The sequence below is a fragment of the Chryseobacterium artocarpi genome, assembly GCF_001684975.1.
Classification (GTDB): Bacteria; Bacteroidota; Bacteroidia; order Flavobacteriales; family Weeksellaceae; genus Chryseobacterium; species Chryseobacterium artocarpi.
On sequence record NZ_MAYH01000034.1, the window covers coordinates 332,300 to 356,371 of the forward strand.

The window sequence follows — 24,072 nt, forward strand, 5'->3', positions numbered from 1 at the left end:
CAGCTTCCACTTTTGAAATTTAAAAACAAAACAAAAACGATATGGATAAGATTAAAGACACAAGAAGTTTCATGAGAATTACACACCGATATCTGGGGTATTTTCTTGCCGGTATTATGGCGGTGTATGCAGTAAGTGGAATCATTTTGGTCTACAGAGACACAGACTTTCTAAAGAGCGAAAAAAAGTATGAGAAGACTTTATCTGCCAATCTTTCAGAAAAGGAACTGAAAAAAGAACTGAAGATGAAAGGTCTTGAAGTAGAAAAAACGGAAGGAACTGTTCTTCATTTTAAAAAAGGAACTTATGACTCAGCAACAGGTGTCGCTAAATATTCAAAAATGGAACTTCCTTTTGTACTGGATAAAATGGTTTCTCTTCACAAATCACAGTCTAAAGATGCAATAGCTCCTTTAAGCGTATTCTTTGGAGTTGCTCTTTTCTTCTTTGTTATTTCCAGTTTCTGGATGTTTAATCCTAAAACAAAAGCATTCAAACGTGGAATCAAGTTTACGATTGCCGGATTAATCATTTCTATTATCCTTCTGTGCATTTAAATATAATAACACAGAAAAAAGGAATGAAAATTCTTTAAAATTCAATAATTTATACCTTTCACCTCTTACTTCATAACGATTATAATTGTGAAATACGCAATAAATATGTTAAAATAAGCAAATGTATCTCATTGATATTATTAACATTAATTTAGAAAAATTACCTAAAATTAAGAGTCTGGCACATTTATTGTTTTTTCTATAATTCGTGAATAATAAACATTTAATTATTAAAATAATAAATTATGAAAAAACTTATTTTAACAGGAGTATTAGCCGTAGCAGGATTAACAGCAACTGCAAACGCTCAGATTCAGAAAGGTAATTGGATGGTAGGAAGTAGCATCGTAGCCAGTAATTTTGGTTTAAATACAGGTGGTGGATATAATATTTCATTACAGCCAAAAGCGGCTTACTTTATTCAAGATAATGTAGCTGTTGGAGGATATGTGGATTTAGGATTTAATAAAGTAACAAATGGATCACCAACCAATTTTGTTTATAAAGTTGGTGCTTTAGGTAGATACTATGTTTCTCCAGGAGAAAAAGGAGTTGATAACTTATTACACCACGGAAGATGGTTCTTAGAAGGTAATGTAGGTGTTGGGGGAACTTCTACTGAAGGATCTAATTCTACAACAGGTTTAGATTTTGGGGCAGGTCCAGGTTATTCATATTTCATTACACCAAACATTGGTGTTGAAGGTATAGTTAAATATAATGGTGTTGCAGGATTTGGTAGTGAGGGATTAACTTCTACTTTAACATTCAATGTAGGATTCAATATTTATTTACCAACTTCTAAAGGTAAACAAATCATCAACGACGTTAAGTAATCAATTACTAATACACTTATAAAAAATTGAAATCGCCCCGAAATTTTATTTTCGGGGCGATTTTCGTACAAATTAAAACTAAACTATAAAAAATCAAATAAATCATATATTGGGTTGGGGCGTATATCTCAGATACGGTTTTATCTCAATAATGCCCTTGGGAAATTTCTTTATGGCATCTTCAGTAGAAATTGTTGGCGGAATAATCACCTCATCACCACTTTCCCAGTTAACAGGAGTTGCTACCTGGTAATTATCTACAAGTTGTAATGAATCCAGAACTCTTAGGATCTCATTAAAATTTCTTCCTGTAGAAGCCGGATAGGTAATAATCAATCTTACTTTTTTTTCAGGATCTATAATCAGTAAAGAGCGAACAGTAGCAGTAGCAGAAGCATTAGGATGAATAAAGTCATATAATTCTGATATTTTTCGATCTTTATCAGCAATTATAGGAAACAGAACTTCTGTATTCTGAGTTTCATTAATGTCCTTGATCCAGTTCTGATGGTCTTCTACTCCATCTACACTTAATGCAATGGCTTTAGTATTCCTCTTCTCAAATTTAGTCTTCAATTTTGCCGTAAATCCAAGTTCCGTAGTGCAAACCGGTGTATAATCTGCAGGATGAGAAAATAAAATCCCCCAAGAATTCCCTAAATAATTATAAAAATTGATGTCACCCAAAGATGACTCTGCCTGAAAGTTCGGTGCTATATCTCCTAGTTTGATTGACATAATATTTTGCATTTGTTAGTCTACAAATTTAGTAGACTTTTTGATATAAGCAAAACTTTTCTTTAAAAATTTATATCTTTAATGTAAAATTTTATTCATGGAGAAAACCGGTCTCACCTATGTAGATCTTGTTTATAAGGTATTGGAAAGTTGGTATGTAACATTTGCAAAGCTTACCCCGAAGCTTATTGTCGGAATTTTAGTCTTTACATTTTTTCTTATTACCAGTAAATATTTAAGTCAGGTTGCTGTAAAATTATTTCATAAATTCTTTCCTAAAAGCCAGAAGGAAAGTTCATTAGTCACTTTAATCAGTATTTTTAGGTTCCTGATCATGTTGCTTGGCACATTCATATCCCTTGAGATAATGGGCTTCAGTGGGTTTCTTTGGAAGTTTATCGGAAGTTTGGGAGTTGCCGGGGTAATTGCCGGGGTTGCTCTGAAAGATTTGGTATCAAGTATATTTTCAGGAATGCTAATTGGTATTGATAAAGCTTTTAAGGTAGGTGATTATATTACCATCGGGAATCACTCTGGAACGGTACAGGAAATTGGATTTTTAACGACCAAAATCCTTACAGATGATGGTAAGAAAGCTTATATTCCGAATCAGGTGGTTTTTAATGCGCCGTTTTATAATATCACGGCATCACCACAACGCCGTATCATTTTAAATTTTGAAATTCCAGCAGATGAAGACATCAGTAAAGCTCAAACAGGAATTTTGGAGGTAATTAAAAATCTTGATAATGTGGATAAGTTGGATACTGCAGAAGTTATTTTTACAGATTTGAAGCAGGGCTCATTTAATTTGCAGGTTAAATTCTGGATCAAAGTTGGAGCGAATCTGGCACAGGTAAGAAGTAAAGCTTATTTAAATATTAAAGAACGCTTTGATGCGGATAAAATCCAGCTGGTTACTCCTACGAGCATCAGTATTACAAGCGGAGAAAATAATTTGTCTGAAAATCAAAGTCAAGATAAATAATAGATTTTCCCACAGATCTCACTGATTTCACAGATGTTTGTGAATATATTCGCCTAATAAAAAGCTGCTTCAAATGATTGGAGTGGCTTTTTTGTTCGTAAACGCAAAGGTGCTAAGTTTTATATTTATACGAATGTTTTTAAGGCGCAAGATTCTGCGATAAAATTTTATACTGTTGATAATAGCCACGAATGCACGAATAATTTTTAATTATAAGTAAAGCCTATGTTGTTAAAAATTTCGAACCACATAGGCTTCACATAGAATGTATCTTTTAAAAAACTTTACGTTCTCGAATATCCGCGACAAGCTATTTTTTATTATGCTTTTTAGAAATGATAGTACTGTCATTTTTAGGAACTTTAACAATACTGTCATTGTCTACAACAATAGCCGTTCCTATAGTATTATCATTATTCACACTGTCTTCATTTAGTTCTACAGCAACCTCTCCTGTTGTGAGAGGTTTATTTTTTGAGCATCCGGCTAAGAAAAGAATTAAAGAAAGTACGGCAAGGGTAACTTTACTGTTTTGAAAAATATCGGGAATCAATCTGAAGAATTGATTTTTTACTTTCTGTGATTTTTTATCTTCAATATTTAACTGATGATTATAAAATGTTCCACAAACCTTTTCATTCACTTTTTCTTTTTCAGTGAGGATTTGTAGAATTTCTTCAGGATTCTTTTGAGTAAAATCAACCACACATTTACTGCAGACAGAGCAAAATCTTCCTTTTTCCTGTGGAGACATAGATTCCCAGTTTTCAGAACAGGGTTCTGGGATGTATAAGTTTTTCATGGATATTGTTTCTCATACATATTAAAAAACCGTTCCAAAGTTGGAACGGTTTTTTATTTTATTTAAAAATTTTAGATTAAGCTAAAACTTCTTTTACTTTGTTTGCAGCTTCTTCTAAAGTAATTGCAGAGTGAACTGGAAGACCAGACTCATCAATTAATTTTTTAGCTTCTACAGCGTTAGTTCCTTGTAATCTTACGATCAATGGAACCGGAAGGCTACCCATAGCTTTGTAAGCATCTACAACTCCTTGAGCAACTCTGTCACATCTTACGATACCTCCGAAGATGTTAATTAAGATAGCTTTTACGTTTGGATCTCTTAAGATGATTCCGAAAGCAGTCTGAACTCTCTGAGCATCAGCAGTACCACCTACGTCAAGGAAGTTAGCTGGGTTACCACCAGATAATTTGATGATATCCATAGTTGCCATTGCAAGACCAGCACCGTTTACCATACAAGCAACGTTACCATCCAGTTTTACGAAGTTAAGACCAGCTTCACCAGCTTCTACATCCATTGGATCTTCTTCTCTTGTATCTCTTAATTCAGCTAAGTCTTTGTGACGGAACAATGAGTTGTCATCTAAAGTTACTTTAGCATCTACAGCGATAATTTTGTTATCAGAAGTTTTCAACACTGGGTTGATTTCGAAAAGAGATGCATCAATACCTGTATAAGCATTGTAAAGAGAACCGATGAATTTCACGAATTCTTTGAAAGCATTTCCTTCAAGACCTAAGTTGAAAGCAATTTTTCTAGCCTGGAAACCTTGAAGACCTAAAGCAGGATCAATGATTTCTTTGTGGATTAAGTGAGGAGTTACTTCAGCAACGTGCTCAATATCCATACCACCTTCAGTAGAATATACGATTGTATTTTTACCTTCAGCTCTGTCTAAAAGAATAGAAACATAAAATTCTTTAGTTTCTGTTTCACCTGGATAATATACATCCTCTGCAACCAAAACCGAATTTACTTTTTTACCCTCAGCAGAAGTTTGTGGAGTGATCAACTGCATTCCGATGATGTTCTGAGCGTTTTCTTTAAGTTTATCCATGTTTGGAGAGAACTTTACACCACCACCTTTACCACGACCACCTGCGTGGATCTGAGCTTTTACTACCCACCCTTGAGCGCCAGTTTCAGCAGTTAGTTTTTCAGCAGCAGCTACAGCTTCGTCTACGTTGTTTGCAACGAAACCACGTTGGATAGCTACTCCGTACTTTGATAAAATCTCTTTTGATTGATACTCGTGAAGATTCATATTATTTTTATTATTTTATTTTAATATTTAAAGGTTGACAAATTTACTAAAAACAGATGAAATATCAATTTTTATTTTAAAGAAAGCAATACCGTTCAGAGAAATTTAAAGGAGATAAAAATCATGTTTTAAAAAGAAAAAACTAAACTTAAACGATCTTTCTTTTTTTATCCTATAATTCCAAATCTTTTATTTACAAAATCAATGATGATTATCTTATCCATGAAAAATACATTCCCAATGATTCCATCGATACCATCCTGTTTCAAGGAAAAATAATCTTCATCTGTGTACCAAAATTCATTTGTTCTAAAATTCTTATTTCCAATCTGAATTTCCTTATCTGTCTCAACAGCTTTTACAACCAAAGGGTTATTAAAATTTCGAATATTTAATTCTTCCTTGAATTTAGATTGACTGATCAGATCTGCAAAGTTCTGTTTATAACTGATAATCGGAAATATACTTGCTCCACTGTCATATTGAAACCTATATTCTTTGCCATCAATTTTCAACGGAAGGATAGGTTTATGATTTTTGATTTCAATATTTACAAAGTCAGCCCGTGATTTCGACATTTGATCTAATTTATCGCTTACTGTTATTTTTTTATTGGGAAAATCAATCACCAGATATTTGTTCTGAAAGATATCTGCTCCTACGACACCACACACTTCTCCCTGATCAAAATTTAAAATCCCCTGTAACTTATAATTTTTCACAGCATATTCGTTGATTTTAAAATTCTGGTTTTCAATAAAAAACATTTTATGACCGGCTGCTTCAGAAGTTGGGTCTATCTTTTTAGCTTTCATAAACTCCGCATTCTCAAAACATTTATCATAGATCAATGTATAATTGGCTCCGAGATCAAAATGAAAGGGGTAGGTTTTATTTTTGATGGTAAAAGGAACGCTCATGGCAATATTTTCAATTAATTTATTCCCAATAGAATCTTTTTCCCATTTAAAATGAATGGTTTGTGCATTCAATGCTACAGATAAGGTTAGAAGTATTGATAAGACAATGGTTTTTAGTTTCATTTTTTTAATTGTGGATAACTTTCAAATATGAGAAGATTTATTATTCTTTCCAAAACCTTGAGTAATTATTAATTCAAATAAAAAAGCTCTTCAATTAAGAAAAGCTTTATGATAATGTTATTTATTTTATTCTTCAGACAGTTTTTCTGACTGCGATCCTATAAACGGAATTTTTGGTGCCAGAAAATATCCGGTAAGACTGGCAAATAATATCGGAACAAAGTATGTAAAACCTGTAAGGGTTCCTAAAATGATCGTTGTACTCATCGGAGTTCTTGTAACGCAGGCGTTTATTGCTGCCATACAACTTACAATTGCTAACGTTGTATCCACACTTGGAAATAAATTGTGAATAATTAATCCCAATGTTGTTCCCACAAAGAAAAGCGGGATGATAAAACCTCCTCTCCATCCTGAAGTTACAGTAATAGCAATGGCTAACATTTTAAAAACCAAAACTAAGATCAGGAAATTCAATCCAAAGTTCCCTCCGATTAACTGATTGATCTCGTTATGTCCAAAGTACCTTGTGATCGGGAAATTATAAGCTATAATCCCCAGAATGATTCCTCCTACGAATGTTTTGATATAGATTGGAAACTTTCTGTATTCAAAAACTTTTTTGAAGAATTTTACCACGAAAATGAAGATCCATCCAAAGAAAGTTCCTACGATTCCAAATAAAGTTGCGTATAAAAAATCGTATACTCCGTTGTAATGATAAGCCCTCAAATCCCATGTTGCTCCTATACCTAAATGAATGATTAAAGCAAACATCAGATAACTAAAGCAGCTTGCCACCAACGCAGGAATAATGGCTTTATAATATTCTACAGCATGTTTATGATGCAAAATTTCTAAAGAAAAAAGACTTCCTCCAAGTGGTGCGCCAAATAACGCTGTAAATCCGGATGCCATCCCGGCAATACTTAAAGAGCGTAATTCTTCACCTTTTAGTCTGAAAATTTTCCCCAACCAGGTTCCGGTAGATCCGGTAACTTGTACCAAAGGAGCTTCCGGTCCTAAACTTCCTCCAGATGCTACACAAAAAAGTGATGAAAGAATCATGGAAGGATTATTTTTCGGTTCCAGTTTTCCTTTATTAAACCTGATATTATTTACAATCAGGTGAATTTCTCCGGGATCACCAATAAAGTGAATAACCAGCCCAGCCAGCAATCCACAAATCGCCATCGTTGGAATGACCTGCCAGCCTTGAAAGTGTGCTAGAAACTCAGTGAAGTGCTCAAGTACGATCCAATATCCACCGGCAATGATTCCACCTACAAGACCGGTAATTGCCCACATGAAAAAAGTACGGCTAAACACAAATGGATTGAATTTAATCGGTTGATCCAAAAGGTTGAACGTTCTTATAAGCCGTCTTCTTCTGTTAATTTTCATCCTTAAATTTTGTTTTTAGCAAAATAAAGAATCAGCATTCCCCAGCTCAGGATCATGAATAATCCTCCAAGTGGAGTGATTGGTCCTAAAAATTTAAGATTAACACCCAAATAGTCCTGCATACTCAGCAAATAAATACTTACAGAGAATAAAATTGTCCCGGCAATCATTAAAATTGAGGTCCATTTTTCTGTGGAAGTTTCAAATTTTAAAATATATCCGATGATCAGCAGGAAAAAAGCTGCATACATCTGATATCTTACTCCGGTTTCAAAGCTTTCAAGTCTTTCTACCGATAGTATTTTCTTTAAGGCGTGCGCTCCAAATGCTCCAAGGATTACTGAAAGCATCCCATACACCGCTCCAAAAACTAAAGTAATTGTTTTCATTTTATAACTCTTCTAATTCTAGGGTTAAATATTTTTTTGTTTTATAATCCTGCCAGGTTCCGGAAATTTTGTTTGCTTTCATATCTGCTTCTACATGCGCTCTCGGAATCCATTGACGGGTTTCTTCATTATAATAATCATTCTCAACAATAGAAATATGATTTCCTTTCAACTGTCCATCCCATTTGATCAGCTTCTTACTTTTATCATACCAATATTCTGCATTAAAAGATTTCGTATCTGAGGAATTATTATCAGAATAAAGACGGCTTACAAGAACTGTAACGGGATACTTCCCATCGATTTTTCCTTTGTATAGCTTATTTCTGAAACTTGTTTTTTCTACTTTATCGGAGCCACTTAACAAGCTTCTGGTATAAGGACTCCAGTATTTTTCAAGTTCTTTATAAGAGAATTCAATTACATGGCTATCCAGCTCGTCCAAAGCTCTCATAGCATGATTGGCACATCTTCCTGCAATAAATCTGATTTTATCTTTAGCAAAATAGTACTGTAAACCATCCAAAGTATAATCCATGAAGCATCCTTCATACATGCCAATTTGTTCCTGAACTTCTTCTGAAGGATTTTTTTCAGCTTTTAACTGAGTAAGGAAATCATTGACCTCTTTTTTGATTCCTTTTTGAATTAAGCCCTCAATTATTTTAACGTAATTCGGGTGAAAAAGATCTTCAGCATTGATGAAATTTCCAGTTCTCAGATCAAAATTCTTCCATTGGGCAAAGTTTTCAGGATAAGCACCTGAAGCCTCTCCTTCCATTCCGATAGACAAAATGTTTTTCGGAGTTTCAATTTTTTCCCAGCTATAAAAATAAATATAGTTGGAGTAAGAAGTTGTTCCTGTAGACACCCGTTTAAAAGGATTAGCTTCCGAATTGGGAACATACTCCAATTCATTTACCTGTAAAAAAGTATTTATTTTGTTTTCTACTAAAGGATTTTCAGTATAAGTGATCAAAGGAAAATTAGAATCTTCAGTTTTCGGTTTTAAATCCGTAATCTTTACATTTTTCTGCTGGGAAAAACCTAAACCTGATACCAATAGAAAAAACAAAATATTTTTTTTCACTATTTTGATTTTAAATACATTAAAATAAATTTTGCCACCAATGTAGAAATTCCAAGGATGATAAACATATTGGCAAATTTCTTAGAGCTTTGAAAACCAGGAGATGTTGTCTTCTTCAAAAAGAATCCAAAGATAAGAAATACTATAGGCAGGATAATCTGTAACATTATTTTTCTCTCATTCTGTTAAACTCATTGATCACCTCATGGTGGCTCACTGTTTTATCTTTGAAATAAGTAACAAAATGTTGCTTTTCTTCCTCTGTTGCTCCCAATTGGTTCAGGATATTCAACAAGTGCATTTTCATGTGACCTTTTTGAATTCCGGTTGTTACCAATGATCGTAATGCTGCAAAGTTTTGAGCCAGTCCGGAAACCGCAAGAATACTCATTAATTCCTGTGCTGAAGGTTTTCCAAGTAATGCAAGAGAGAATTTTACCAATGGGTGAAGATTCGTTAAGCCTCCTACAACTCCTACAGAAATCGGAAGATCTATCCAGAATCTGAAAACTCCGTTATCTGTTGTACAGTGTGTCAATGATCTGTATTGTCCGTCTCTTGCTGCATAAGCATGGGCACAAGCTTCTGTTGCTCTAAAGTCATTTCCGGTAGCAATCACCACAGCATCTACTCCGTTCATTACTCCTTTATTGTGAGTGGTCGCACGGTAAGGTTCAATTTCAGCAATGGTAACGGCTTGTTTAAATTTAGAGGCAAATTCTTCAGGAGAAATTCCGCTATCATCCTTTAAATCTTCCATTTTGCATGAAACCTCAGCTCTTACGATACAATCCGGGGTAAAATTGGAAAGAATATTCATTACAATTTGCAATGAGTTTTTCTCTTCTTGAGTGAAATCTTCGCTGGTTGCTACTTCCTGTCTCAATGTTTTTCCAAACTGCTCAAGACATGAATTGATAAAATTAGCACCCATTGAATCTACCGTATCAAAACTTGCTTTCAACTGGTAATAATTTGGCATTTCTGCAGTTTTATCCACAAGGCTTATGTTCAGGATTCCACCGCCACGTTTTCTCATGTTAGCAGTGATCTCTTCTGTAGATTCCAGCAATTTTTTCTTTAAACTGAAATTAAAGAAATGTAATAATTTGTGAGGTTCTACGCTGAACATAAAGTGTGTATGCCCCAGTTTTTCTGTGTTGATAATTGTTGTTTTAAAACCACCTTTATCAATCCAGAATTTGGCTGCCTTGGAAGCTGCTGCTACTACTGAACTTTCTTCTACAGCCATTGGAAGAGCCAATAGTTTTCCGTCAATTAAAAAGTTCGGAGCGATTCCGTAAGGCATATAAAAATTGGAAATCGTATTTTCAGAAAATTCTTCGTGAAGCTTCTGAAGATCTGCGTTTTCGTTCCAATATTGTTTTAATATATTTTGGTATTCCTGATTTCCTTCAAGATATTCGTTTACGAGCCAGTCGATTTTCCCCTGCTTTGGAAGCTTGGAAAAACCTTCGATTGGTTTATGATTCATAATAGATGCTTTATTGTTTTTTAAAGGTTATATGCAATCGCGCCATTTTCATTTGTATTTGTGCCACAAATCATAGCAATTTCATAATATAAACTTTAATGAGCCGTAAATATAATGATTTTGAGACTCTTTTTTGTTGATAACTTCTATGAAAAAAGGTTGACATTTATCAATTTTGGAACTAAATTTGAACAAAATTTAAATTAAATTTAGATACAAATAATATCAAACCATTTAGAGTATGAATTTTGACCGCCTTAAAGAAAAACTTGAGATACTAGCTGATGCTGCAAAGTATGATGTTTCTTGTTCATCAAGTGGTGGAACCAGAAAGAATAAAAAAGGAGCTTTAGGAGATAGTTCTGTAAGTGGAATTTGTCATACTTATACAGAAGATGGGCGATGTGTTTCTTTATTAAAGATCTTATTGACCAATCACTGTATTTACGATTGCGCTTACTGTGTATCCAGAAGTTCAAATGATATTAAAAGAGCCGCTTTTACAGTAGAAGAAGTGGTGGATCTTACTATTAATTTTTATCGTAGAAATTATATTGAAGGTTTATTTTTAAGTTCCGGGATTTTCAAAAATGCAGATACCACTATGGAACGATTAGTTCGTGTTGCTAAAAAACTGCGTCTTGAAGAAAATTTCAATGGTTATATTCATCTAAAATCAATTCCGGGAGCAAGTGATGAACTGATGGAGGAAGCGGCTCTGTATGCAGACAGATTATCTGTAAATCTTGAAATCCCTACAGAAAGTGGCTTAAAATTATTGGCTCCTGAGAAAAACAGACAGGACATGATCAGTCCGATGCGCTATATTCAGAAAGGAATTACGCAATATGAAGATGAAAAAAAGATTTTAAAGAAGGTTCCCAAGTTTGCTCCGGCAGGGCAGTCTACTCAAATGATTGTAGGTGCCACAAATGAAAACGATTTACAGATCATCAAAGTTGCCGATCATTTTTATAAAAATTTTAATTTAAAAAGGGTTTATTATTCAGGGTATGTTCCGGTTTTGGAGGATAAAAGACTTCCATCTTTAACAACAGAAGTTCCAATGCTTCGCGAAAACAGATTATATCAGTCTGACTGGCTGATGAGATTTTATGGTTTTAAGGCTGATGAAATTTTAGATCCAAGTGTTCCTTTCCTTGATCTTGAGGTAGACCCAAAACTCAGTTGGGCATTACGGCATCTGGATCAGTTTCCTGTAAATATTCAAACTGCAGATTACCAGATGATCTTAAGAATTCCGGGTATTGGTGTAAAATCTGCACAAAAGATTGTAAGTGCAAGACGTTTTCAGGTATTGAATATGGATCATTTAAAACAATTGGGAGCAGCTGTTAACAGAGCAAAATATTTTATAGATTTCAACGCAGGTAATGCTTATCTTAAATATTTAACAGATAAAAATTTTAGAAAACTGTTGGTGGGAGGTAGCTCTTCAAAATTTCACAATCAGTTTTCTCAACAACTGAGTTTATTTTAAATATGGAAAATAAAAAATCTATGCACTCTAACGATCGTCTGATGAAAAGTATTGAGAAGGAAGTTTCAAAATTCTCTCAACACTTTATGTCTAATGCTAAATGGATCAAATTGATTGATCATCTTGTTGATAATATGGATGAAATAAAGAAAATCCAATTCAAAAGAATTCAAGACGACACCATTGGAGAGCTATATCTGGATGAAAATAGCAGCTTTGAATTTGATTACTGGAATACTGCTTTTGAAGGGATTAATTCTTTCGGTGGATGGCTTCAATATAAAGAAATTGAATACCTTTCTTTTCCTAAATTAATTGATCGAAATACAGAACAAAATCTGGAAAAAATTTCAGCAGTTATACAAACTATCGGACAATTTCATCTCGAAACTGATGAAAATGAGCTGAGATTAATCTGTTATAAAAAATAGAAATATCTGCCATCCTCGAAGTTCCTCTTCATAATGACAATGATCAATTATACAGTTTTTAAATTAAATGATGACCACCCTACTCTACGATGCCAGTTTTGACGGACTTTTCACAGCAATATTTGAAGTTTTTGAATATCGTTATCATGATGCGGAAATTATCAACAGAGAGAAATTTCAACAGGAAAATATCTTTGCAGAAATTCATGAGGTCATTACCCAAACTGAAAAATCTGACAGAGTATTAAAAAAACTAGAGCAAAATCTGGGGAAGCAAGGGATACATAAATTATTAAAAGTTTTTTTGTCCGAAGATCCTGAATTGGAAAAACTGATATTATCAGCCGTAAAGCAATCTATTAAACATTCTGAGGAAAATATTCTTGAGAATTTTGCGGATGCCGATATCATGAAAATATCCAAAATTTGTAAATCGATAGACCGGGAAAGCCACCGAATGACAGCTTTTGTCCGATTTGAAAAAATGCAGGATGATATTTTCTTTTCAAAAATAGATCCAGATTTCAATGTGCTTCCTTTAATCAGAAAACATTTCAATGATCGTTATCAGGACCAAAAGTGGATGATTTATGACTTACGAAGAAACTATGGGATTCTTTATGACCTGAACAATTGTGAATTCTTTTATCCTGATGAAAAATTGGACGTAAAAAACTATCAGGACAAGTTCCATGATGAGGAAAAAAACTACCAAACACTTTGGCAAAGATATTTTACAAAGACAAATATTGTTGAAAGAAAGAATCTGAAATTACATATTCAGCATGTACCAAAGCGATATTGGAAGTATTTGACGGAAAAATGGTAGGGATTAGCTCAAAACATGACATTGTGGATAACTTTTTTGATTTTATTTTTCTGATAATATTTGAAGATCCTTTCTATTAAAAGATTTCCACAACTTACTAGTTTCATGCCAGATATAAATTAAATTAATCCATGCTTCCATATTGTGGATAACTTTTTTAGATGAAAAACCAGTTAAGTAAACCTAAACTCCTTTCATCAGACAGTTTACGTAACCTATTCACTAGATGAAAGATATAATCTACGATCTGACATTGTGGATAACTTTTTTTTAACCATTTATATTTTCACAGCTTACAACTACTTGAAATAAATAAATGGGTTTACTTTTTCAATGATGCTTTTGTTTTTTGAAATTTAAAATCAAATTCAGGCTTGCTCTGGAATTTTAGCCCAAAACTCATATTGTGGATAACTTTTTGATCTTAATTTAATCAGCAATTAATCAAAACCCTTTCTATCAGACATTTTAAGTAAGTTATTAATTATATGGTAGATATGATAATGATTAATCCATAATCCGATATTGTGGATAACTTTTTTGGATGAAAAAGCAAATTAGATGAGCCGAAACGCTTTCTCTCAAGGAATTTTCGTAACACATTCGTTATATGATAGATATAATCCATAATTCAATATTGTGGATAACTTTTAAGATAATTTTTATTCTCTCGCAGATTGTACAGATTTACGCGGATATTTATCCTTTATCTTTTTTGATTTTAATTTGGCTTGTAACTTTAATAGATGATCAATAATTGATATAGGATTCTATCTGAAATATGATATTGTGGATAACTTTTTTTGATTTTATATTTCAGATAACCTTTGAAGATCACTTCTATCAAAAGATTTTCACAACTAACTAGTTTCATGGCAGATAAAAATTAAATTACTCCATATTTCCATATTGTGGATAACTTTTTTAGATGAAAAAGCAAACCCAAAAAACTGAAATGCTTTATGACAGAAGGTTCACGTAACTTATTACATTTATAAAAGATAGAATCTACAATTGTATATTGTAAATAACTTTTTTGAATCCTTTTTCTTTCTGATGCAAATACATCAGAGAATCTCGTTCAATCTAGAGTACTGTATTTTTATCCTTGTCAAGGTTTATAACCTTGACAAGGATAAGCTCAAGGATAAATTAATATTTTGCTCAGAAAAATTTTGAGAAAATTCTAATGTTGATAACTAACATTTACTTATGGATTGTACGGAGTGCCTTTTTAACGATGTATTTCGTTTCTTTAGTATCACTTTCCCGAAGCCATTCGTCACAGATTTCTATAACAAATTCCGGTTGAGATTTACTGGCATCATTTAACCAGTTTCCTACACTATCCTGTACATACCTTGAAGGATCTGATCGTAATGACTCTAGAATTTCCAGTCCAAGACCTGGATTTTGTTTCAATTCCTGAATATGTTCGCACCAAACGCCTCTTGGTCTGGTAGATTCACTTGCAAAACGTCGGATATTTTCATTTTCATTCTTTGTCCATTCAATTAGAATTGATAAGCTTTCTGTAAGATTTTTTGAGATATCCGAACGTACTGTCATCCAACAGATTTCTCTTACTCCAAAGTGGGTATCAGCGGCAAACTGCTGTATCTTTTTTAATTTTTCTTTAGTCGTATAAATTTTATTTCGCCCAATGGTATAAGCAGACCAACAACGCACCAGATCCGCCTTATGCATCGATAATTTTAATAGAAATTCTTCATCCTTATTATTAGCCGTGAGATCAAGAATTCCCAGCCCTATCGCTTCATTGATTGAATTAACGGTTGGCTTTTTCAATTCATCCACCTTTTTTAAAATAGACTTAAGATATTCCGAACGATTATTTTGTTGTAATAAATTCTCCAGTAAAAGCCTTTGATCAACCGCCAGCCACTCTGTAAGATTAGCTGTTTCAATTTCACCATTATTCAATTGTATTAAAATATCAGGGGGAATATCTTTAATAGAACGTGCTCCTTTTCTTTTTTCTGTCATAATACCTGTATTAAATCTTCAACATCTACTCTGCTCATGTAATTTACATCTAAAAATTTATATAAAACTGTTCTATTTTCATCGATTACAAAGACAGCTGGCACAGGTAAGGTATTTTCCTTATTTGCATTGAAATCGGCAAGATGTATTCCTAAACTCTGGTAATATGGAAGTACAAAATCCTGCAGTTGAAAAGTAATTCCTAATTTTTTAGCAAAATCATTATTAATATCAGTCAATACTTCAAACTCTAAATTATTTTTTTCAATCATAGTCAGAGAATGATCTGGACTCTGTGGAGAAACAGCTATTAATACAGCATTTTTTGCTTTTATCCTTGACAAGTTTTCCTGCAAAAATTTTAATTCCAAATTACAGTAAGGACACCAATTTCCTCTGTAAAAAGCTAAAATCATTTTATTGTTTTTAAGAACCTCATCGGAGTTAATCATTTTCCCTAATGCATTCGGTAATGAAAACGCAGGTATTCTTTCTCCGATCTGAATACTATTCTTCTCCATATTTTTTGTTTTTAAATCTTCAATAGACTTTCCAAACGCTTCCAATATTTCCTGTGGAAGTTGAGAGACTAAATCCTGATTTAATTGTTCTATATTTTTTGCCAGTGTATTCATTTTTTAAATTTTCTTATTTTTACAAAGGTCCAAAAGCCGTTATAAATAGGCAATAACGCATATTTTTCACCCATAGGGATAAAAAAGTCAATTTTATGGAAATAAAGGGAAGAGCTGAAGAAAATAAAATCTGTCCGTTGGAAGTTGCAGTGAATACCATCAGTGGAAAATGGAAAATTCCAATTGTTTGGCAGATCAATGAAGGGAAAAAACGTCCCAGTGAATTTTTACGTGGAATAGCTAAGGTAGACCGTAGAGTTCTCAATCAACAGCTTTCTGAAATGGTGGAAGACGGTATTTTAGTGAAAGAGTCTTTTAATGAATTGCCTCCAAGGGTTGAATATACACTTACTGAGCTTGGGGAAAAGCTTGTTCAGATTCTTTGGCAGCTGAATGATTGGGGAAAATTATTGATTCCTGAAGAAGACTTGCTGGAGAGCCCACAGACGCAAGATTATTCTCAATAAAAAGGAGTATTTAAAGCGTAAGGGTTTTATCTATGATAAAATTTTATATTGCTCATAAATGCCACGAATGCACGAATAAAAATACTGTAAATCTATGTGCCTATATGGTTTAAAAAATTTCAAGCAAAATTGAAATCCTTATGATTTAAAATATACACAACGCTAATAAAAACCCTTTGCCTTTTCCAAAAAAAACCACAGAGAATATATGCCCAAGAAACACAGTTTCAATATTTCACAAAAAATCCCATATTTGTAACCGAATCAAATGAATATGAAAAAAGTTATTTCAGGAGCTGTAATTACCATGCTTTTATTGGGATGTACACAGGATAAGAAACCTTCAAAACTTCCTTCTCAGAAAACAGAAGATTTGATGCCTGTAAGTTCAGTACAGATCAATAAAGAAAAAAATACAATCAGAGAGAGGTTTTCTCCTCCAAAACGCTATGAATGGCTGAATGAAAAACCTGATTCTTTTGGATATTTTATTGAAAATTTTAAGCTTAACCCCTACGGAAGTGAGATTTTAAGATATGATGGGGTTCCTATTTCCACACAGCATCTTCATGAAGCTATTTTTGATATTGATACTGGAAATAAAGATCTTCAACAATGTGCTGATGCTGCAATCCGATTAAGAGCTGAATATTTATATAAGCAAAAAAGATTTGACGAAATTAAGTTTCATTTTACCAGCGGAGATTTGCTAAGCTGGAATGATTATAAAAACGGAACACGAGCATTTGTGAACGGAAATTCTGTGAATTTTAGAAAAACAGCAGTTTTTGATGATTCTTATCAGTCTTTCAGAAATTATCTTGACCTTATCTTTAATTATGCGGGAACTATTTCACTTCATAAAGAAACAAAACAGGTATTAAAAACTTCTGATTTAAAAACCGGAGACATTTTAATTACTCCGGGAAGTCCAGGTCATATTGTATTTATTGCGGGAGTTTCTCAAAATAAGAAAGGTGAAAAATTATTTTTGTTGGGTGAAGGGTTCACTCCTGCGCAATCTATCCATCTGCTTTCCAATCCTTTCAATAAAAATATTTCGCCATGGTACGATCTGGATGTTGATGCTTCGGAAACCAAAACTGCGCGGTATATTTTCAAACCTACAAATTTCAGAAGCTTTTAATTATTTATATTCAAAACTATTGAAAAGTTACTACGATAATCTGAACTTGTTTTTGTAAATTTGTGTTCGAAATTTTTTACTAGATGAAAGAGAGTGCTGTAAAAAAGATTGCAGTTCTTACTTCAGGAGGAGATTCTCCAGGTATGAATGCTGCATTAAGAGCGGTGGTAAGAACCGCCAATTACTATAATATCGAATGCTACGGTGTAAGGGAAGGCTACAATGGTCTTATCAGCAATGATTTCCTTAAAATGGGAGCCCGTTCCGTAAAAAATATAATCAACCAGGGTGGAACAATTCTAAAGTCTGCCAGATCTACTGAATTCAGAACTAAAGAAGGACGCCAGAGAGCCTATGATAACTGTGTAAAGCTGGGTATCGACGGATTGGTGTGTATCGGGGGAGACGGAACTTTTACCGGAGCAAAGATCTTCAGTGAGGAATTCGGAATCAGAGTGATTGGTATTCCGGGAACAATCGACAATGATATTTTCGGTACAGATAATACCATTGGTTATGATACAGCCTTGAATACGGCAATGGATGCCATTGACAAAATCCGTGATACGGCAACATCTCACAACAGAGTTTTCTTTGTGGAAGTGATGGGACGTGATGCTGGATTTATTGCTTTGAACAGTGGATTGGCAACTGGTGCTTTGGATATTTTAATTCCTGAGAAAAAAGACAGCACGGATGATCTTTTTGAAAAATTCAGAAAAGCTGAAAAAACAGGAAAAGCATCCAGCATTGTTGTAGTTGCAGAAGGAGAAAAACTAGCCAATGTTTATGACCTTGCTGAAAAAACAAAACAAATATTCCCTGACTATGACATTCGTGTAGCAGTTTTGGGACACATGCAAAGAGGAGGATCTCCTAGTTGTGCAGACAGAGTACTTGCCAGCAGACTTGGATATGGTGCAGTAGTAGGATTAATGGATGGACAAAACAATGTAATGGCAGGAATGCGTTCCAACGATGTGGTGTATACGCCAATTGAAGAAGCCATTAAAAAACATAATGAAATCAATAAAGACTTAATGTTGATTTCGGAAATTTTAGCAATCTAATTATTTTTATAAATCTAATAAAAACAAACTATTATGTCAACAATTAAAGTAGGTATCAACGGTTTTGGTAGAATTGGACGTCTTGTTTTCAGAGCAATGACTGAAAGAGACAACATTGAAGTTGTAGGAATCAATGACCTAATCAATGCAGAATACATGGCTTACATGTTAAAATATGACTCTGTACACGGTATTTTCCCAGGTGAAGTTTCTGTAGAAGGAAATGATCTTGTTGTAAACGGGAAAAAAATCAGAGTAACTGCTGAAAAAGATCCAAGCAACCTAAAGTGGGATGAAATTGGTGCAGATTACGTAGTAGAATCTACTGGTTTATTCTTAGATAAAGAAAGCGCTGCAAAACACATTACTGCTGGTGCTAAGAAAGTAATCCTTTCTGCTCCTTCTAAAGATGATACTCCAATGTTCGTAATGGGTGTAAACCACAAGGAACTTACTGATGATATCAAAATTTTATCAAACGCTTCTTGTACTACAAACTGTTTAGCTCCATTAGCTAAAGTAATCCACGATAACTTCGGAATCGTAGAAGGTTTAATGACAACTGTACACGCTACAACAGCTACTCAGAAAACTGTTGACGGTCCTTCAATGAAAGACTGGAGAGGTGGTAGAGCTGCTCTAAACAACATCATCCCTTCTTCTACAGGTGCTGCTAAAGCGGTAGGAAAAGTAATCCCTTCATTAAACGGAAAATTAACAGGTATGTCTTTCAGAGTACCAACTGTTGACGTTTCTGTAGTAGATTTAACAGTGAGAATTGAAAAAGCTGCTTCTTATGAGGAAATCTGTGCAGTAATCAAAGCTGCTTCTGAAGGTGAATTGAAAGGTATCTTAGGATATACTGAAGAGGCTCAAGTATCTCAGGACTTCGTAGGAGATAAGAGAACTTCTATCTTCGATAAAGACGCTGGTATCATGCTTTCTCCTAACTTTGTAAAACTTGTTTCTTGGTATGACAACGAAATGGGTTACTCAAACAAGTTAGTTGATATGCTTGTACACGCTGCTTCTTTATAATAAGTAATAAGCTATAAGTAATATAAAACCTTCCCGATGGGAAGGTTTTTTTACATCCAATTGGATTCGAAAGCATTATTCCATGAATTTAATATATTTTATTCCCAAAGAAAAATTTAATAATTAGTTTAAAAATTATTGTTCATTACCAGCAATTTTTAAACTTGATTTTTGTTTTTTCGTTAGATTATAACTGATTCCCACAAAAAAGCCTAATCTAAAATTATTGGTCAAATAGTTTTCTATATTACTTTCCCCAACTATCTGTTGTCCATCAATATATCCATTTTTCAATTGTTTTGTTTTTCGAAAAGACATACCCGAAGTCAAAATGATTTTTTCTTTTTTTCCAACTAATAAACTGGGACCAATAAAAAGTGAGTTAATATCAAACTCTGTAATATTGAGTGAAGCTCCTAAACTAAAACCTGGTGAACAGAGAGAACTTGTACGTAAACTTACATGAAATATTCCAGCAAGTGTAGGATAATACTTGTTATTGGAGGTTTTTGCAATAGTATTATTTCTATTTTCATACGATTCGTCTTTATTTACAAAATCAAATACTGTCCCTACACTGAAATCATACCGAATTCCACCCCGTAAATATTCTGAATATTTAAATCTACGGTTCTGATTTTTAGCAAAAACCTCTTTAAACTCAGTCTTAGGTTTTATTATAACATCAAATTCGATATAGTCTCCCAAGCCTTGAATGGGATCTGAAACATATTCAAATGTTTGATCATTTTGAAGTTCTCTATTATATACTTCGACAGAACTTAACTTGGAAGATAGATTCATATCTTCTACTTTCTTCAGCATTTGATCAGTTGCTTTTTTGATTCTATCAAACTCATTTTGCAAAGTTAATTTCACCATAATCAATTCTTCATTTTGGCTTTGAATCAAAAGGATATTATGATGTATAATTTGATTATATAAACTCTGAAACTCTGAGTAAACTTTATTGAATTTTTTTATTTGGGCATAGTATTCAGATAATCTTTCGGAGTTAAGAATTGCAACTGTCTCAAATTTTTCTTTAGGATTTTTAATTTTTTCGTACTCTTCTTTATTTATTCCAGGACGATAAATTTTATAAATAAAATTATTGTAAGCTCCTGCTATTTTTAATACATCTATAAATTCTTCATCAAGTTCAAAATATTTAATATTTAATTTAGAAATTCCCTCATTTACCTTTACCAAAATCTCATTTTTATTTTTCAAATTTAAAAGATCTCTATCTAATAAGCTTTCAGCTATAGAAATATTAGATTTTTTGATTTCTATATCAGATCTCTTTTCAGCAATTTCTTTATTAATTAAATCAATACTCTTATTTCTGTACTTTTTTTCTAAAATTGAAAGTTCATTTTGTTTAGTGCTTAATAAATTAGGGTTCTTAATTTTTAAAGAGTCAGGAAGGCTTTGAATAACATCAATTTCTTTCTTTAAAATCCCAATACTCTCTATTTCTTTTTTCTCAAATTCAGATTCAGTTAACTCTTTTTTAGATTTTTCCAAAGCAGCTTTGTCCAATATCAAAGCTTCCTCTTTCTTTTTTATCTCATCTAGTCCACTTGTCTTAGTATTGGAAGAAGTTGGAATTCCTGGTACAGAATTAATAGATCTCGTATCTAAAATACCTAATACTGCAGTAGTATCAATTTTAATAATAGCAGTCTTATTTATATTTAATGAAGTTTCATATAGACCTTCTGAATTGATATTAATATCTTTAGCTTGAATCTGAACATCATAAAAGTAAGTATTGATATTTTTAATTTTTAATATTGTAGGAACTTTATAACGAGGTTTTATTACAAATTTTTCAAATTCACCTGTTGAAAAATTATAGACTATTTCTTGTCCTTTTTTATTCCTACCTTGATCTTGTTTTTTATTCAAATGCTCTGGTTGTTTCATCAATTTCCCTTCTTCTTTTGAGGTTGATGTATTTTTCTCTTGCCCAAGTATTATCCCTATCCAACAGAACAAGAACAGCAATAAAATTTTTGTTTTCATGATTATTTGTTTTTCAGGTTAAAGTTTTTTTGATTGGAAATAAGAAGAATGGAATGCTTCAACCGTAAAACAAAGGAGTTTAAAAGTTGAGCTTCCATGGTTGTTAGTTTCATATAAAACTACAATACTTTGAGACCAAATGAAATACCTCAAAAGGGGGATTTTTTAACATAATTTTATTAATTTTATGAAAACATTAACCATGGATAAAAAATTCCTAACTCCCAAAAAACAACATCCCCTCATCAAAGTCTGGAACAATTACCCAGAACTTCTCAAGAATGAAAATACAATGTTGTCTATTCCCTCTATTGAACGTATTATCGGAGAAGTCTTTGCGCCGGGAAGGTTTTATCACTACATTATCAATTTTGCTGACAGTACCATTTACAACCATCATGAAGATATTCTGAAAATACATGGATTGAGTAAGTATCCGGTACATCTCAAGGAAATCATAGACCTTATTCATCCTGATGATATCGAATTTGTAATGGAAGCAGAAAGGATGTGCATGGCAAAAATGATCGAAATAGATGCTTCCGACAGTCTTTCAGAACTAAAGTTCAGCTATTGCTTTCGGATGAAAACCTTCAAAGGAAATTATGAACTTTTCCATCATCAATCTTTACATACCTTCAGGGATGAAAGTGGCAGGGTTTTACAGGCAATTAATATTCACACCAATATTGAACATATTACCCATCAGAATTCTTACACAGTTTTAATCTCCGGAATCAACGGCAGAGAAGATTTCCATCAGATGCAATGGAAAAAGGATGATAAAATAGCCGAGCCTATTCCCGTAAAATTTACCAAAAGAGAAGTTGAAATCATCACTTACATCGCAAAAGGCTATTCTGCCGGAAAAATTTCTGAGCGGTTAAATATTTCTGAAGAAACTGTACGAACTCACCGAAAAAATATTTTAAGAAAAGCTAATTGTAAAAACTGCTCAGAACTTATAAAAATGGCTTTTGAATGGGGGTATTTATAAAAGTTTACATTCAATCCTGATAAATCTCACGATATTATTTCGGTGTAAAACTTGTACTTTTATATATCTAAGGAATGAATAATGATAAAACCCCGATTTAAGGATTCTCAACATTTCAAACATTTTTGGGAAAGTGGTAACGGAAAACAATTAATTGAATTTTCCGGTGCTGAAGTAAGCTTTAAAAACTTTGAAAAATATGCTCCTTTCTTCTATCATGTGGATGAAACCGGTGATGAAGTGGTGAAAGATGTTTATTTTACTAAAAAATTCCATGAAGCATCCAGAGAAATTGAACATTACATCCGAAATGGGGTTTCCGAAAAAGATAACGTTCCTGAAAGTGTAAAAAAACTTTTTTCACAAACACAAAATATTCCCAAATGGCTTGATTACAACCTTCTAAAAAGCGGTGCAGAACTTTGTATGAGGAGCAATCTGGATTCTTTAATTTCCTTAAGAGATTATTGTCTGATCGGAGGATACGACTATGCTTACCTCAATAAACCGCTCATAGTGACTGAAGCTCTGAAAAAAGGAGCTGTAAAACGTCTTTCGGAAACATTGGATTTCTGGGTAAACGCTACCCGCTACAACGCTCTTGAAATTCACGCAAAAGGCTATGAGTTTGCCATAAAAACAAGATTAATTCATTCTTACGCGAGACTCTCTATCAAAAAACATTATAAAGATTGGGATACTGAAAACTGGGGCGAACCCATCAATTCCTGGGATATGATGGCAACCTATATTGGTTTTAGTCTGGTTTTTCTTCACAGTCTGAAAAAACTGGGAAATTCTTTTTCTATCGAAGAAGAGCAGGGAATTTTTCATCTTTGGAAATACGTCGGATATTTACTGGGTATTCCAGAGCAGCTTCTTCCGGATGACAAGAAACAGGCAACGGAATATTTTTATCTATGGACATCTATTCAACCGCCTTCAGATAAAGATTCCGTTCTTTTGGCACATTCTCTATTGGATGAGTCACTTGAAAATCCAATATTAAAATATAAATTTCAAAGAACAAACTTAAGATATCTGCACATTTGCTGTACTTGGTTTTTACTTGACGATGAAGTTTGTAAAAGACTTCAGATTCCGCAAGTTTCCAACAGAATGTTGTTTCCAAAATCTAAGATTCTTTTCAATAAAATTTATGATCGTCTGGTAAGTCGTGATGCCAGAATAAAAAGAGGAAATAAAGATCAGATGAAGGTTTTGAAAGATTATCTGAACATTACTAAAAATTCAAATTTCCACTAAGGTTCGTTTATTGAAAACCTTTTTAATAAGTTTAATACACTTGT

24 protein-coding genes are annotated in these 24,072 nt (G+C 33.2%); 12 read left to right on the top strand and 12 right to left on the bottom strand.

What is annotated here, in order from left to right; all coding sequences use genetic code 11:
* The first annotated feature begins 41 nt into the window (after positions 1-41).
* Positions 42-557: a hypothetical protein gene (locus tag BBI01_RS13100; protein WP_065395114.1), complete on the top strand. Its 516-nt coding sequence runs from the start codon at positions 42-44 to the stop codon at positions 555-557.
* A 245-nt stretch (positions 558-802) separates the two neighbouring features.
* Positions 803-1,393 carry a putative outer membrane beta-barrel protein gene (locus BBI01_RS13105; protein ID WP_065395115.1) on the top strand — a complete coding sequence of 197 codons (591 nt, stop codon included), beginning with the start codon at positions 803-805 and terminating at the stop codon, positions 1,391-1,393.
* A gap of 102 nt (positions 1,394-1,495) precedes the next feature.
* Here BBI01_RS13105 and BBI01_RS13110 read toward each other — a convergent pair whose 3' ends face one another.
* A complete protein-coding gene (locus BBI01_RS13110) occupies positions 1,496-2,131 on the bottom strand; it encodes a peroxiredoxin (RefSeq protein ID WP_065395116.1) in 636 nt (211 codons plus the stop codon).
* A gap of 97 nt (positions 2,132-2,228) precedes the next feature.
* Here BBI01_RS13110 and BBI01_RS13115 point away from each other — a divergent pair, with 97 nt between their 5' ends.
* Positions 2,229-3,119, top strand: coding sequence for a mechanosensitive ion channel family protein (locus tag BBI01_RS13115; protein WP_065395117.1), 891 nt, complete (start codon positions 2,229-2,231; stop codon positions 3,117-3,119).
* Between the two features lie 310 nt (positions 3,120-3,429).
* Here the strand turns inward: BBI01_RS13115 and BBI01_RS13120 are convergent, their stop codons facing one another.
* The 8 genes from BBI01_RS13120 to BBI01_RS13150 form a co-directional block, all read right to left on the bottom strand.
* The gene (locus BBI01_RS13120) at positions 3,430-3,921 is read right to left on the bottom strand and encodes a hypothetical protein (RefSeq protein WP_065395118.1); all 492 of its coding nucleotides are present in this window, start codon (positions 3,919-3,921) and stop codon (positions 3,430-3,432) included.
* Positions 3,922-3,997: 76 nt separating this feature from the next.
* The gene (gene sucC, locus BBI01_RS13125) at positions 3,998-5,188 is read right to left on the bottom strand and encodes an ADP-forming succinate--CoA ligase subunit beta (protein ID WP_065395119.1); all 1,191 of its coding nucleotides are present in this window, start codon (positions 5,186-5,188) and stop codon (positions 3,998-4,000) included.
* A gap of 167 nt (positions 5,189-5,355) precedes the next feature.
* Entirely contained in the window at positions 5,356-6,231 is an 876-nt protein-coding gene (locus BBI01_RS13130; protein WP_065395120.1) for an aspartyl protease family protein, read from the bottom strand.
* 126 nt (positions 6,232-6,357) lie between these two features.
* A complete protein-coding gene (locus tag BBI01_RS13135) occupies positions 6,358-7,635 on the bottom strand; it encodes a chloride channel protein (RefSeq protein ID WP_065395121.1) in 1,278 nt (425 codons plus the stop codon).
* A 2-nt stretch (positions 7,636-7,637) separates the two neighbouring features.
* Complete coding sequence (locus BBI01_RS13140) at positions 7,638-8,024, bottom strand: DUF423 domain-containing protein (RefSeq protein WP_065395122.1); 387 nt, start codon at positions 8,022-8,024, stop codon at positions 7,638-7,640.
* Position 8,025: 1 nt separating this feature from the next.
* Positions 8,026-9,114, bottom strand: coding sequence for a hypothetical protein (locus tag BBI01_RS13145; protein WP_065395123.1), 1,089 nt, complete (start codon positions 9,112-9,114; stop codon positions 8,026-8,028).
* Complete coding sequence (locus tag BBI01_RS22820; RefSeq protein ID WP_165602247.1) at positions 9,114-9,281, bottom strand: hypothetical protein; 168 nt, start codon at positions 9,279-9,281, stop codon at positions 9,114-9,116. The genes BBI01_RS13145 and BBI01_RS22820 overlap by 1 nt, the downstream gene beginning before the upstream one ends.
* Positions 9,281-10,612 (bottom strand): hydroxymethylglutaryl-CoA reductase, degradative, encoded by a 1,332-nt coding sequence (locus tag BBI01_RS13150; protein ID WP_262487295.1) that lies wholly within the window; start codon positions 10,610-10,612, stop codon positions 9,281-9,283. The genes BBI01_RS22820 and BBI01_RS13150 overlap by 1 nt, the downstream gene beginning before the upstream one ends.
* Positions 10,613-10,850: 238 nt before the next feature.
* On the opposite strand from BBI01_RS13150, the gene BBI01_RS13155 reads away from it, so the two are divergent.
* From BBI01_RS13155 to BBI01_RS13165, 3 genes are all read left to right on the top strand, one after another.
* Entirely contained in the window at positions 10,851-12,110 is a 1,260-nt protein-coding gene (locus tag BBI01_RS13155) for a putative DNA modification/repair radical SAM protein (protein ID WP_065395125.1), read from the top strand.
* A gap of 2 nt (positions 12,111-12,112) precedes the next feature.
* Positions 12,113-12,541 carry a hypothetical protein gene (locus tag BBI01_RS13160; RefSeq protein WP_065395126.1) on the top strand — a complete coding sequence of 143 codons (429 nt, stop codon included), beginning with the start codon at positions 12,113-12,115 and terminating at the stop codon, positions 12,539-12,541.
* 67 nt (positions 12,542-12,608) lie between these two features.
* A complete protein-coding gene (locus BBI01_RS13165; protein WP_317040728.1) occupies positions 12,609-13,370 on the top strand; it encodes a TIGR03915 family putative DNA repair protein in 762 nt (253 codons plus the stop codon).
* Positions 13,371-14,576: 1,206 nt separating this feature from the next.
* Here the strand turns inward: BBI01_RS13165 and BBI01_RS13170 are convergent.
* Both BBI01_RS13170 and BBI01_RS13175 read right to left on the bottom strand, forming a co-directional pair.
* Positions 14,577-15,377 carry a DNA alkylation repair protein gene (locus BBI01_RS13170; RefSeq protein WP_065395128.1) on the bottom strand — a complete coding sequence of 267 codons (801 nt, stop codon included), beginning with the start codon at positions 15,375-15,377 and terminating at the stop codon, positions 14,577-14,579.
* Complete coding sequence (locus tag BBI01_RS13175) at positions 15,374-16,012, bottom strand: peroxiredoxin-like family protein (RefSeq protein WP_065395129.1); 639 nt, start codon at positions 16,010-16,012, stop codon at positions 15,374-15,376. The genes BBI01_RS13170 and BBI01_RS13175 overlap by 4 nt, the downstream gene beginning before the upstream one ends.
* A 95-nt stretch (positions 16,013-16,107) precedes the next feature.
* Here BBI01_RS13175 and BBI01_RS13180 point away from each other — a divergent pair, with 95 nt between their 5' ends.
* From BBI01_RS13180 to gap, 4 genes are all read left to right on the top strand, one after another.
* Entirely contained in the window at positions 16,108-16,479 is a 372-nt protein-coding gene (locus tag BBI01_RS13180; RefSeq protein WP_065395130.1) for a winged helix-turn-helix transcriptional regulator, read from the top strand.
* A 274-nt stretch (positions 16,480-16,753) separates the two neighbouring features.
* Complete coding sequence (locus BBI01_RS13185) at positions 16,754-17,626, top strand: DUF4846 domain-containing protein (RefSeq protein ID WP_065395131.1); 873 nt, start codon at positions 16,754-16,756, stop codon at positions 17,624-17,626.
* A gap of 83 nt (positions 17,627-17,709) precedes the next feature.
* On the top strand, positions 17,710-18,696 hold the full coding sequence (pfkA, locus tag BBI01_RS13190) for a 6-phosphofructokinase (RefSeq protein ID WP_065395132.1): 987 nt from the start codon (positions 17,710-17,712) through the stop codon (positions 18,694-18,696).
* Positions 18,697-18,729: 33 nt separating this feature from the next.
* Positions 18,730-19,734 carry a type I glyceraldehyde-3-phosphate dehydrogenase gene (gene gap, locus BBI01_RS13195; protein WP_065395133.1) on the top strand — a complete coding sequence of 335 codons (1,005 nt, stop codon included), beginning with the start codon at positions 18,730-18,732 and terminating at the stop codon, positions 19,732-19,734.
* Positions 19,735-19,869: 135 nt separating this feature from the next.
* Here gap and BBI01_RS13200 read toward each other — a convergent pair whose 3' ends face one another.
* Positions 19,870-21,765, bottom strand: coding sequence for a coiled-coil domain-containing protein (locus BBI01_RS13200; RefSeq protein ID WP_065395134.1), 1,896 nt, complete (start codon positions 21,763-21,765; stop codon positions 19,870-19,872).
* Positions 21,766-21,967: 202 nt separating this feature from the next.
* Here BBI01_RS13200 and BBI01_RS13205 point away from each other — a divergent pair, with 202 nt between their 5' ends.
* Both BBI01_RS13205 and BBI01_RS13210 read left to right on the top strand, forming a co-directional pair.
* Positions 21,968-22,762, top strand: coding sequence for a response regulator transcription factor (locus BBI01_RS13205; RefSeq protein WP_065395417.1), 795 nt, complete (start codon positions 21,968-21,970; stop codon positions 22,760-22,762).
* An 81-nt stretch (positions 22,763-22,843) separates the two neighbouring features.
* Positions 22,844-24,028 (top strand): oxygenase MpaB family protein, encoded by a 1,185-nt coding sequence (locus tag BBI01_RS13210; protein ID WP_228394006.1) that lies wholly within the window; start codon positions 22,844-22,846, stop codon positions 24,026-24,028.
* The last annotated feature ends 44 nt before the right edge of the window (positions 24,029-24,072 follow it).